The sequence below is a fragment of the Pseudomonas sp. TE3911 genome (genome assembly GCF_054062775.1).
Window position 1 is genome coordinate 5,213,939 of record NZ_JBSSFP010000001.1, and the last position, 12,296, is coordinate 5,226,234.

Annotated in this window: 10 protein-coding genes and 1 pseudogene; all 11 read right to left on the minus strand. The window is 60.1% G+C overall.

Features of this window, described 5'->3' with window-relative positions; genetic code table 11:
- Window positions 1-42: 42 nt before the first annotated feature.
- Complete coding sequence (locus ACVWXD_RS23560) at window positions 43-3,099, minus strand: efflux RND transporter permease subunit (protein ID WP_181644136.1); 3,057 nt, start codon at window positions 3,097-3,099, stop codon at window positions 43-45.
- A complete protein-coding gene (locus tag ACVWXD_RS23565; RefSeq protein ID WP_095186304.1) occupies window positions 3,096-4,166 on the minus strand; it encodes an efflux RND transporter periplasmic adaptor subunit in 1,071 nt (356 codons plus the stop codon). The genes ACVWXD_RS23560 and ACVWXD_RS23565 overlap by 4 nt, the downstream gene beginning before the upstream one ends.
- Window positions 4,163-5,245: an efflux RND transporter periplasmic adaptor subunit gene (locus tag ACVWXD_RS23570; RefSeq protein ID WP_099602125.1), complete on the minus strand. Its 1,083-nt coding sequence runs from the start codon at window positions 5,243-5,245 to the stop codon at window positions 4,163-4,165. Before ACVWXD_RS23570 ends, ACVWXD_RS23565 begins: the two co-directional genes overlap by 4 nt.
- A 277-nt stretch (window positions 5,246-5,522) precedes the next feature.
- The gene (locus ACVWXD_RS23575) at window positions 5,523-6,374 is read right to left on the minus strand and encodes a transporter substrate-binding domain-containing protein (RefSeq protein WP_457371379.1); all 852 of its coding nucleotides are present in this window, start codon (window positions 6,372-6,374) and stop codon (window positions 5,523-5,525) included.
- Window positions 6,371-7,147 (minus strand): amino acid ABC transporter ATP-binding protein, encoded by a 777-nt coding sequence (locus ACVWXD_RS23580; protein ID WP_099602124.1) that lies wholly within the window; start codon window positions 7,145-7,147, stop codon window positions 6,371-6,373. Before ACVWXD_RS23580 ends, ACVWXD_RS23575 begins: the two co-directional genes overlap by 4 nt.
- A complete protein-coding gene (locus tag ACVWXD_RS23585; RefSeq protein WP_181644133.1) occupies window positions 7,144-7,803 on the minus strand; it encodes an amino acid ABC transporter permease in 660 nt (219 codons plus the stop codon). Before ACVWXD_RS23585 ends, ACVWXD_RS23580 begins: the two co-directional genes overlap by 4 nt.
- A complete protein-coding gene (locus tag ACVWXD_RS23590) occupies window positions 7,784-8,449 on the minus strand; it encodes an amino acid ABC transporter permease (protein WP_457371380.1) in 666 nt (221 codons plus the stop codon). Before ACVWXD_RS23590 ends, ACVWXD_RS23585 begins: the two co-directional genes overlap by 20 nt.
- Before the next feature lie 512 nt (window positions 8,450-8,961).
- Window positions 8,962-9,744, minus strand: a complete 783-nt coding sequence (locus ACVWXD_RS23595) for a MetQ/NlpA family ABC transporter substrate-binding protein (RefSeq protein ID WP_095186308.1) — start codon at window positions 9,742-9,744, stop codon at window positions 8,962-8,964.
- Between the two features lie 127 nt (window positions 9,745-9,871).
- Complete coding sequence (locus ACVWXD_RS23600; protein ID WP_032884899.1) at window positions 9,872-10,798, minus strand: sigma 54-interacting transcriptional regulator; 927 nt, start codon at window positions 10,796-10,798, stop codon at window positions 9,872-9,874.
- A 48-nt stretch (window positions 10,799-10,846) separates the two neighbouring features.
- Window positions 10,847-11,428, minus strand: a complete 582-nt coding sequence (locus ACVWXD_RS23605; protein ID WP_032884898.1) for an alpha/beta hydrolase — start codon at window positions 11,426-11,428, stop codon at window positions 10,847-10,849.
- Window positions 11,429-11,670: 242 nt separating this feature from the next.
- A pseudogene (locus ACVWXD_RS23610) lies at window positions 11,671-11,919 on the minus strand (hypothetical protein).
- Window positions 11,920-12,296 lie beyond the last annotated feature (377 nt).

Here is a 12,296-nt window from a genome sequence, read left to right on the forward strand (position 1 = left end):
GACTGACCCACCGCCATCGGGGGCAAGCCCCCTCCCACATTTTTAACCGTGTTCTTCCTGTTGGGGTTCGCGGATCTTGTACCAGGCCACATACAGCGCCGGCAGGAACAACAGCGTCAGCAAGGTGGCGATGATGATGCCGCCAATCATCGCGTAAGCCATCGGCCCCCAGAACACTTCCCGGGCGATGGGGATCATGCCCAGACTGGCCGCTGCCGCCGTGAGCAGGATCGGACGACGCCGATGCTCGGTGGCTTCCACCACCGCGTCCCACGGCGTGTAGCCGGCCACTTCATATTCGTGGATCTGCGTCACCAGGATCACCGAGTTGCGGATGATGATGCCGATCAGCGCCAGGATACCGAGGATCGCCACAAAGCCCATGGGCGTGCCCGTGGGGATCAACGCCAGCACCACGCCGATCAGCCCCAGCGGCGCGACACTGGCCACCAGGAACATCTTCTGCACGCTGTGCAGTTGGATCATCAGGAACGTCGCCATCAGGAACAGCATCAACGGCACCACGCTGGCAATCGGGCCTTGGGCCTTGCCGCTTTCTTCCACGGTACCGCCCGTGGCGACCTTATAGCCCACCGGCAGGCCGTCGCTGAATTTGTCGATCTCCGGCTTGAGCTGCTTGACCAAGTCGGTCGGCTGCATCTCGTCACGCACCGAGGCCTTGATGGTGATGGTCGGCTTGCGGTCGCGACGCCACACCAGCGGCTGCTCCAGTTCATAGCGCACAGTGGCAAACGCCAGCAGCGGGATCGAGGTGCCGTTGGGCGTGACAATCTGCAGGTTCTGCAAGGTTTCCGGGGTACCGCGCTCGGCGTCCTCGGCGCGGCCGACCACGTTGATCAGGTAGATATCGTCGTGCACCTGAGTCACCGAGGCGCCGCTGACCACGCTGTTCATCAACTGCGCCACGTCTTCGGATGACAGCCCGAGCTGGCGCGCCTTGTCCTGGGCAATGTCGATGCGCAGCACTTTGCCCGGCTCGTTCCAGTCGTAGATGATCTCGCCCAGGTGGGTGTTTTTATCCAGCAGGGTCGCCAGTTCGATGGCGTGCTTGCGCACTTGGTCGGTGTCTTTTCCGGACACGCGATACTGGATCGGGCGGCCCACCGGCGGGCCCATTTCCAGTGGCTGCACAAAACTGCCGATACCGACGAAGTCTTCACGCAGGCGTTTTCGCAGGCGCGCGATCAGCTCACCGCGTTCTTCCAGGCCTTTGCTGACGATCACCAACTGCGCGTAATACGGGTTTTCCAATTGCTGATCGAGGGGCAGGTAGAAACGGATCGCGCCCTGGCCGATATAGGTGCTCCAGCGCGTAATGTCCGGGTCGTCCTTGATGATCGCTTCGAGGCGATCAACAGCCTTGCGCGTTTCGTTGATCGAGGCGTTTTGCGGCAGGTTGAGGTCAACGAGGATTTCCGGTCGGTCCGACGACGGGAAGAACTGGTTCTGCACGAACTGCATGGAGAACACCGACGCCACGAACAGGCCCACGGTGATGCCGATGGCCCACCAACGGTTGCGCATGGCCCACAGCATGCCGCCATTGAACGCACGGCCGATGCGCCCCGGCTCAGCGCTGTGGGGTTTCACCTTGGCACTGAGGATGTGCACGCCAATCACCGGCGCAAACAGCACCGCCACCACCCACGACACCAGCATCGCTACGGCAATCACCGCGAACAGGGTGAAGGTGTACTCGCCCGCCGAACTGGCGTTGAGGCCAATCGGCACGAAACCGGCGACGGTCACCAAGGTACCGGTAAGCATCGGGAATGCCGTGGAGGTGTAGGCGTAGGTCGCGGCCTGCTCCTTGGTTTCGCCTTTTTCCAGGCGCGTGATCATCATCTCCACGGTGATCATCGCGTCGTCCACCAACAGGCCGAGGGCGATGATCAACGCACCGAGCGACACGCGCTGCATGGTGATGCCGCTGTATTCCATGAACACGAACACCAGCGCCAGCACCAATGGAATCGAGCACGCCACCACCAGCCCGGCGCGCATGCCGAGGCTGATAAAGCTCACCACCAACACGATGATCACCGCTTCGAACAGCGCGCTGGTAAAGCCGCCGACGGCCTCTTCCACCACCTCGGCCTGGTCGGAGACCTTATGCACACCGACGCCCACCGGCAGGTCGGCGGTCAGTTCGTCCATGCGCGTGTGCAGCGCCTTGCCGAACGACTGGATGTTGCCGCCCTTCTGCATGGCGATGGCCAAACCAATCGCCGGCTTGCCGTTGAAGCGGAACATCGGCCGCGCCGGGTCGACGTAGCCACGGGTAATCTCGGCGATGTCCGCCAGGCGATAGAAGCGGTCATTGAGGCGCAAATTGACATCGGCCAGGTCTTTCTCCGAAGCAAACTGCCCGGATGTGCGCACTGAAATCCGCTCAGGGCCGGCCTCGATCACCCCGGCCGGGGTCACCGCGTTCTGCGATTGCAGGCTCTGCACCACCTGGCGCTGGTCAACGCCCAACGCTGCCAGTTTGCGCGTGGAGAAATTCAGGTAAATCACTTCGTCCTGCTGGCCGATCATCTCGACCTTGCCCAATCCCGGCACCGAACGAATCTCGGCGCGCACCTGCTCCACGTAGTCGCGCAACTGGCGCATCGACAGGCCGTCGCCGGTAAAGGCGTAGACCGAGCCGAACACATCACCGAATTCGTCGTTGAATGACGGCCCCTGCAAACCCTGGGGGAAGCTACCGCGAATGTCGTCGATCTTCTTGCGGACCTGGTACCAGATCTCCGGGATGGCCTTGGCGCTGGTGGTGTCCTTGAGGAACACGAACACCGTGGATTCACCCGGTCGCGTGTAGCTTTTCACGTAGTCGAGGGAGTCGAGCTCTTCGAGTTTTTTCTCGATGCGGTCGGTGACCTGCTTGAGGGTTTCTTCCTGGGTCGCGCCCGGCCAGCGGGTCTGGATCACCATGGTCTTGATGGTGAACGAGGGGTCTTCCTCGCGGCCCAGGTTCATGTACGAGAACACGCCCATCAGCAGCGCGACGAACATCAGGTACCAGACGAAGGACTGATGCTTGAGGGCCCAGTCGGATAAGTTGAAGCTCCCTTTCATCGCGGGCTGTCCTCGTCGATTTTGACTTTTTGCCCAGGCTTCAGGCTGTTTACGCCGGCGGTGACGATACGTTCGCCGGGTTTGACCCCACCGTTGAGCAAGGCGCTATCAGCATCACGGCTAAGCACTGTGATGTCGCGCGGTTGCACGGTCTGGCTTTGGGTGTCGAGGATCCAGATGCGGGTCTTGCCGTCGACATCCTGCAAGGCGCTCAGGGGCAACTCGATGCGTGGAGCGATGGCCGAACTCAAGGTCACACTGATCGCCGTGCCAAGGCGGAACGCGGGCGGTGTTTCGGCCAGGGTCAGGCGCGCGCGACGGGTGCGCGTGGCGCTTTGGGCCTGGGGTTCGATCTCGCGCACGGTGGCAGTGGTGTTGACGCTGGGGTCGAGTTGCCCGGCGACGAGGAACACCACGTCCGGGGGCAGCCGCTCGGCGAGACCGGCGGGCAGGTCGATCACCGCCTCCTTGATGTCCGGGCGCGCCAGGGTCACCACTTGCTGACCGGCGCTGACCACTTGGCCAGCCTCAGCGTTCCAGGCGGTGATAATACCGGCGTGGTCGGTGCGAAGCTCGGCGTAGTTGAGCTGGTCCTTGGCTTGGTTGACTGACGCTTGGGCCTGGTGGAGAGAGGCCTGAGTGGTTTTCAGATCGGTCTGGGCGATATCCAACTGCGCCTGGGCGCCGACGCCACGGTTGAACAATTCCTGCTGGCGGCGAGCGTTGGCCTGGGCGTTGATGAATTGCGCCTGGACGCGAGCGAGGTCGCCTTGGGCGGCGCGCAACTGGTTTTGCTGGTCGGTGGGGTCAAGGACAGCGAGCAAGGCCCCCTTCTGCACTTCAGCCCCCACATCCACGGCGCGGCGGGCGATACGCCCCGACACGCGAAACCCCAGGTTGCTTTCGTAGCGCGCCTGGATGGTGCCGGCGAAGCGGCCGAGGGTTTCCTGGTCTTCGGCCTTCACTTCCATGGACAGAACTGGGCGCACCGGCTCGGGCGCGGGTTCTTCCTTGGAGCAGGCCATCAGCAAAAGGCTGGCGGCGAGTATGAGCGTCAGGCGCTTCATGGCTTGGCTCCCTGCTGGGCAATCTCGACCAACATGCCGGGATGCAGCAATTGCCCACCGGCCACGACGACTTTTTCGCCGCCTTTAAGGCCGTCACTGATGATGACCTTACCGGTGAGGTACCGCGCCACCGTGACTTTATGCAACTGCGCCTTGCCGTCGCCGTCGACCAGCCACACGGCGGGTTCGCTCAAGTCTTTGGTCAATGCCGACCACGGCAGCTCGACGCTGGGCTTGGCCGGACCATTGGCGGTGGCGCTGACCACCGAACCGAGCTGCATGCCTTTAGGCAGAGATTGCAGCGCAATCTTCACCTGCACCGTGCCGGTGTTGGCCGCCACGGCGGGCGTGACTTCACGGACTTTGCCCTGGGCCTTGATGCTGGGGTTATCCAACAGGCTGACGGTGATCGGCGCGTCAGGTGGCGGCTCCACCAACAGGGATTCATAGACGTTGAACACCGCGTCGCGCTCGCCATCGGTGGCCAGGCTGAAAATCGGCACGGTGGCTTGCACCACCTGGCCGACTTCAGCTTGGCGTGCGGTGATCACTCCCGGCGCATCCGCAATCAGCGCGGTATAGCCGAGTTGTTCACGGGCGTTGGCCAACTGGGCCTGCGCGGCGGCCAGGGCACTTTGGCTGCTGCGCAGCGCGGCCTGCGCAGAATCGTATTCGCTGCGGCTGGTGTAGCCCTTGGGCAGGAGTTTTTCCTGGCGCACAAAGGCAGCGGCAGTCTGTTTGACCCGCGCCTGTTCCGCCACGACCTGGGCCTGGGCGGAATCGACGTTGGTTTGCAAATCCTTGGGATCGAGCTTGGCCAGCACTTGTCGGGCGGTCACGCGGTCGCCCACATCCACCATGCGCTGGATGATTTTTCCGCCGACGCGGAAGGACAAGTCGGTTTGCACGCGCGCCTGGACATCCCCGGTCAGCGTGACTGCCGCGGCGAAATCCGCGGGCTGCACGGTTTGCACAAATACTCGGGAATGCTGCTTGGGTTCAGCCTTTTCCTGGCCGCAAGCGCTCAGCAACACCACTAAACCCAAACCGACGATACAGATGGAAATACGACCGCCCATGCAGACTCCTTGTGCGCGATGCGATGTGCCAGTGTGTATGCGACTGTGAGCTTAGATCAGGGTTCCTTATCTGCATGGGGAAGGCGTATTGAGGGGGGGTCATCGGCCTCATCGGGGCATAGGTATCTACACAACGTTGGCTCAACGCTGAACGTCCGGCAGATAGGGCTGTTGTGGCGAGCGGGCTTGTCCCATTCGCCACAGGGAGATTTGTCAGGGGCTGAAAGTTGTGTAGATACCCCATGCTCCCGATAGCGGCATAACAGTCAGCGCAGAACTAGCCCTGCCACTTCCCGCCTTCAACAATCACACTCTCAGGCTGGGTGTCATCGCTCAGTTCTTTGCGCACATATTGGTCATACAGCTTGAGCAGGAATTTCTCCTCACCCAACTTCGCCAACTCGGCATTCACCCAGTCACGCAGTTCGACGTTGCCCTTCTTCACGGCAGGCGCGATGGGCGCTTCGTCGCCGAGTTTCTCTTCCAGCACGCGGTAGCCGGGGTTCTGCTTGGCCCAGCTGAACAGCACTAGGTTGTCCTGGGCATAGGCATCGCCACGGCCAGCCGACAACGCTTGCAGCGACTCGGAGTTTTTCTCGAACTTGAGCAGTTTCCAATCCGGGTGGTTCTTGGTCAGCCAGATGTCAGCAGTGGTGCCGGTGGTGACGATAGTGGTGCGGGTGGCCAGATCGTCCAAGCTTTTGACCGAGCTGTTGTTCGGCACCAGGGCCTGTACCGCGACTTTCAGGTTGGGGTTGGTGAAATCCACGGCGTCCTTGCGTTCCGGGGTCACGGTCATGTTGGCGAGGATCAGGTCGACCTTATCGCTTTGCAGGAACGGAATGCGGCTCGCCGGCTCGACGGCGACGAATTCGACTTTGCTTTCATCGCCCAACAGGTCTTTGGCGAATCGACGGCCAATGTCGGTATCGAAGCCGACGTAGCGGCCAGCTTCATCCACGAAACCAAACGGTGGTTTGTCAGTGAAGACACCAACGATCAGCTTGTCGCGCGCCTTGATCTTGTCGAGGTAGCTCACGGCGGCAGCAGGTTTGGCGGGCTCTTCGGCCTTCTTATCGCAGCCGGCCAGTAAGGCGACGGCCAACAGTGGCAGCAGTAACTTTTTCATAGCAACTCCAGTTCCTTGGTTTTCTTGGGCAGTGTTGACACAAAGGAGAACTTCTCCAGGAACTGCTGCGCGCGTGCGGTTTGCGGGTTCGTAAAGAATTCTTCGGGGGTGTTGTGTTCGAGGATGCGACCGGCCTCCATAAACACGACGCGGTCGGCGACGGCGCGGGCGAAGGCCATTTCATGGGTGACGATGAGCAGGGTCATGCCATCGCGGGCCAGGCCCTGGATCACCTCCAGCACTTCCTTGACCATCTCGGGGTCGAGGGCGGCGGTGACTTCGTCGAACAGCATGACTTGAGGGTTCATGCACAGCGAACGGACGATGGCGATGCGTTGCTGCTGGCCGCCGGAAAGCTGGCGCGGGAAGGCATCGCGCTTGTCAGCCAGGCCCACGCGTTCCAGCAGTTTCTCGGCCTGCTCGCGGGCCTCGCGGGGGTCGCGTTTTTGCACTTTGAGCGGGCCGAGCAGGATGTTGTCGAGCACACTCATGTGCGGGAACAGGTGGTAGCTCTGGAACACCATGCCGATGTCCTGGCGTACCTGGCGCCAGTCGGTATTTTTTTCCAGCAACTCCTTGCCGGCAAACCGCAGGCTGCCGCTGTGGGCCACTTCCAACCCGTTAAGGCAACGCAACAAGGTGCTTTTGCCGCAGCCGCTGGGGCCGAGGATCACCACCACTTCGCCGCTTTGCACACTCAGGTCGATGCCCTTGAGCACCTGCTGGTCGCCGAAGAATTTGTTGAAACCCTGGAACTCGATCAATGCGCTCATGCTTGGGCCCAGCGCCGTTCCAGCACCTTGGAGGCGGCCGACAACGGGTAGCAGATAAAGAAGAAAAACAGGAACAGCACGCCGTAGATCAGAACCGACTCATAGGTGCGCTCGATGATTTGCTGGCCCACCTTGATCACATCCACCACGCCGATCAGCACCGCCAGGGAGCTGGTCTTGATGATGCGCGTGTAGACGTTGATGGTCGGCGGGGTCATACGCTTGAGGGCCTGAGGCAGCAACACGTAGCCGTATAACTGCGGGTCGGACAAGCCAATCGACAGGCCGGCTTCGCGCTGGCCACGGGGCAGCGAATGCAACGCGCCGCGTACCACCTCGCCCACTTCGCTGGCGCCCCACAACGACAGCACGAGCACCGCGCACCAGAAGCTCGGGATGCTCAGGCCAAAGAAGATCGGCAGGCCAAAGAACAGCAGGTACAACCACACCAGCACCGGAATCGCCCGGAACAGCTCCAGGTAACCCCGTAGCACCGCGTTGATCAGCCTGTTGTTCAAGGTGCGCAGCACGCCATACAACACGCCGCCGCCCGTACTGAAGGCGATGCTCAAAAACGAAATCGACAGGGTTTGCGCAGCGCCCTTACCCAATTGCGGCAACGACACCCACAACAACTCAAGACCCGAACTGGCCATGCTGGAGCCTCCTTTCCAAGCGGCTGAGCAGCAGCGATAGCGGCAAGAACAACAGCACGCAAATCAGCGTCAGCACGGCGAGCATTTCGTAGGTCTTGTAGTAGAGAGCGATGTAGCTCTTGGTGGTGTAGAGAATCTCCGGCACTGCCACGGCAGAGACCACGGTGGTCTCCTTGAGCAAGAAGATGAAGTTGGCGAACAACGCCGGCAGGCTGAGGATGCCCGCTTGAGGCAGGATCACGTGGCGCAGCAGTTGCCATTCCGACAGGCCAATGGACTTGCCCGACTCGATCTGCGCCAGCGGCACCGCTTCCACACCCGCGCGCAGCACTTCGGTGAGGTAGGCGCCGCCCAGGAAAGTCATGGTAATGATGGCCGCCCAGAACCCGGAGATATTGAAGCCCAGGGCCGGCAACGCGAAGTACACGAAAAACAATTGGATCAGCAGCGGCGTGTTACGCGCCAGCTCCACGTACAGCGCTACCAGGCGCGACAGGTAGGGCGTGCGAAACACCAGCAGCGCGGCGTTGATCAGCGCCACCAGCAGCGAGGTGGCAATGGCGATCAAGCCTACTTGCAGTGTCACCCCTACGGCTTTTAGAAACGCCGGCAGGGTGCTGAGGATAAATGCGAAATCGAAGGTCATCTTGAGTCCATATCGCCGCATGGGTAATGCCGCGAGCGCAGTCCGTTCCGGCGTGGGTAACGCCGGGTAGCGCGAACTCTAAAGGTATAAAAAGCAAAATTTAAATACCTAAATAGCATATTGATATCACCCAAAAAGATAACCCCCGGATTCGCGGGTTGGACAGGTGGCAGCTATGGTTGGGGGGTCTGTTTTTCGAGGGAATGAACCATGAACAAAGCGAAACCGATTGATCCGCAGGAGCTGGTGAAGTGGTTGGTGGCGTTGCGCAGGGCGATTAACAGCCGAGCTCTCTAAAACCACGAAAAATCCAAAGTAAGATGAAGATCAAGTGTGGGAGGGGGCTTGCTCCCGATAGCGGTGGTTCAGTCAGTACATCTTTGACTGAAACACCCCTATCGGGAGCAAGCCCCCTCCCACATGTCGATTGCATTCCAAATTCCAGGCATAAAAAAACGCCGACGCTCTGCAAGCCGTCGGCGTTGAAACCTTGAAGGGGGTTTTGAGTTACATCAGAACGCCGGCACGACCGCGCCGTTGTACTTCTTCTCGATGAATGCTTTCACTTCCGGGCTGGTCAGGGCCTTGGACAGTTTCTGAATAGCGTCGCTGTCCTTGTTGTCCGGGCGAGCCACCAGGAAGTTCACGTAAGGCGAGTCGGCACTTTCGATGATCAGCGCGTCCTTGGCTGGGTTGAGGCCAGCTTCCAGGGCGTAGTTGGTGTTGATCAAATCCAGGTCAACCTGGTCCAGCACGCGTGGCAGCAGGGCCGATTCCAGCTCTTTGAACTTCAGGTTCTTCGGGTTGCTGGCGATGTCTTTCGGCGTGGCCAGGGCGTTGGTCGGGTCTTTCAGGGTGATCAGACCGTTCTTTTGCAGCAGCAACAGGGCACGGCCGCTGTTGGAACCTTCGTTCGGGATGGCAACGGTGGCGCCATCTTTGAGCTCAGAAATATTCTTGATCTTTTTCGAGTAACCGCCGAAGGGTTCAACGTGCACGCCAACCACGGTAACCAGGTTGGTGCCCTTGCCCTTGTTGAAGTTTTCCAGGTACGGCAGGGTCTGGAAGTAGTTGGCGTCCAGGCGCTTCTCGGCAACCTGCACGTTTGGCTGTACGTAGTCGGTGAAGACTTTGATTTCCAGGTCCACGCCTTGCTTTTTGAGGGCTGGCTTGACCAGTTCGAGGATCTCGGCGTGCGGCACCGGGGTCGCGGCTACGACCAGTTTCTCGTTGGCCTGGGCGAAGCCGGCAGTCAGGGCAGCCGCCAGAGCGGTAAACAACAGAACCTTTTTCATGCAGTGTCCTTATCGGAATTCCGGGGGCGTCGGTGACGACCGTTTTTATGTGGTGTGCCAGCGAAGTGCTATCGCGGCGTGAAACGGACAATACCTATATTTTTTATTCCCGAACAATATCTTTTATTCACGTTGATATTCCATTTTGCTCATACAGGAATTTTCGCAATGATTCCTGCTCGGCAGGACTGGCAGCGTTGAAAATCCGCTGCAGCTGCTCCACCGGTGAACCCGCCACCGGCAGGTTCAAATGTTCGGGCAAAATCTCGTCGCCGCTGCTGACCAGCAAGGCAAAGTGAATAACGTTCTCCAGCTCGCGCGTATTGCCCGGCCAGCTGTGGTGCTCCAGGACTCGCTGGGCAGCGTCGCTGATCAACGGCACCGGCAGGTCCAGGCGCTGGCTGTAGATGCCCAGGAAATATTCGGCCAACGAAAGGATATCGCCGACCCGCTCGCGCAGCGCTGGCAAGTCCAGTCGGCCTTCGCTCAAGTAATGGAACAGTCGCTCATGAAACTTGCCCGCCGCCACGGCCTGGGCCAGATCAATACTGGTGGCAGCTACCAAGCGCACATCCACCGGGCTGGGCTGATGGGCGCCGACGCGGGTAACTTCGTGGTTTTCCAGGGCTGCGAGCAATTTCACCTGGATCGGCAACGGCAAGTCGCCGATCTCATCCAGGTATAAGGTGCCGCCATTGGCCGAACCAAACCACCCGGCCCGGCTGCTGGCCGCGCCGCTGTGGGCACCCGCCGCGTAGCCGAACAACTCGGCGTCGGCGTAGGTGGGACTGATCGCGCCGCAATTGACGGAGACAAACAGCCCGGTGCGATCACTGCCCCGGTGAATATGCCGCGCCAGCAGTTCTTTACCGCTGCCGGTCTCGCCGCGAATCAACACGGGCAAAGCACGCGGTGCGAGGCTTTCCAGCTCTTCGCGCAGTTGACGCGAACGCGGGTCGACGAACACCAGTGCCTTGGCACGAATGCTCAGTGGGCTTTTTTCGGCGTCGGGGAAGGTCAGCAACGGCTGGCCGAAGGTTTCATGCAGACTCATGGCAGGCTCCCGCCCCAAATCCACTCAGGGACAGGGCGTTGAAAAAATTTATGCGCTACGCCGGGCGTGGTGCTCAAGGCGGCTTTGCAGGCGATAGAGGTAGGCGAAACCCTGCTCCCAACGCTGGTGGCCGGACTTCACATTGATATGGCCGGCGCCGGACAGGATGCCGGCTTCGGCGCCCCAATTGCGCGCCAGTTCCAGCGCACGCGGGGCGCTGACGGCACTGTCGTTGTCGGAGCTGACCACCTGACTGGGAAAAGGCAGCAAGTCGGTCGGGATCGGCGCGAAGTTGCGCAGGGCTGGAGAGCAAGCCGGACGTTCGACATCAGCCGGCGCCACCAGCAAGGCACCGCGCACCTGCCGCAAGTACTGCAACGGCGCAGCGGCGGCCCAATGGGCCACAGTGATGCAGCCAAGGCTATGGGCGATCAGGATTACCGGCGTGCTGTCGGCAGCGATGGCTTCAGCCAACGCGGCCACCCAGTCTTCGCGACGCGGGGTGAGCCAATCGGCCTGCTCAACGCGCGCGCTGTTGGGCAAGCTATTTTGCCAATGAGTTTGCCAATGATCTTCTGGCGATCCTTGCCAGCCCGGCACGATCAAATAACGAATCGACTCGCTGTGCATGGGTGTGCCCTCCTGCAGCGTTTAACGTTGTAGGACAGTATAGGGACGAGGGTTATATTCGTTAAGGAATAAGAAGCTATTTATTAATAACCAAAAAACCAAATGTATCTAGGCTCAAAATGTGGGAGGGGGCTTGCCCCCGATGGCGGTCCGTCAGCAACAAGTAGGTGGCTGATCCACCGCTATCGGGGGCAAGCCCCCTCCCACATTGACTCGATTTCACATTCAATTTGCAGTGGTTTTTAGATGACGTGATGGGTACGAGGCATGCAGTCGATGGTGCGATTTACCACGGTCTTGGCCATTTCCAGCAAATGCCACACCGCATGGATTTTCGCTCGGTCATGCGGTTGCAGGTGGTCACAACAGTCCCATACGGTGGCTTAGGCGCTGTGAATCAGATGGGCGATATAGAGTTGGGCGTCCTCGAAACTGAGGTTGTCGTTGGCGACGAGACAGTCAACGGGTGGATCGGGAAGTGCCTTGGTCATGGTGCAACTCCTATTGAACACCGGAGCTACCACTAGCGCTGCTAAACGATAGGTGGCAGCTGTACGCGGGTTAGCAGACTGGTCAATAGGAACACCAGCGCACCCGAGGGTGCCCCACGCACAGCCACCATAAATGAAGATGTGAACCGTGTGCCTATTGAAATCAGGCTGCTAAACCCGATCACTGGAAACCAGCGACGGGCCGAAGACTAGCCATCCATTCCAACAGCCGCAAGGCGGCGGGGATTGTCTCGGAAACGTCCTGCAATTTAAAGGGACATGACTTGCTGGCCCTTTAAAAACCATGACGGTTCTTAATGGCAGCACTGACGAGCTTTCGCTTCTGACCATGGCACATGACTGCGTTAAATAGCCGC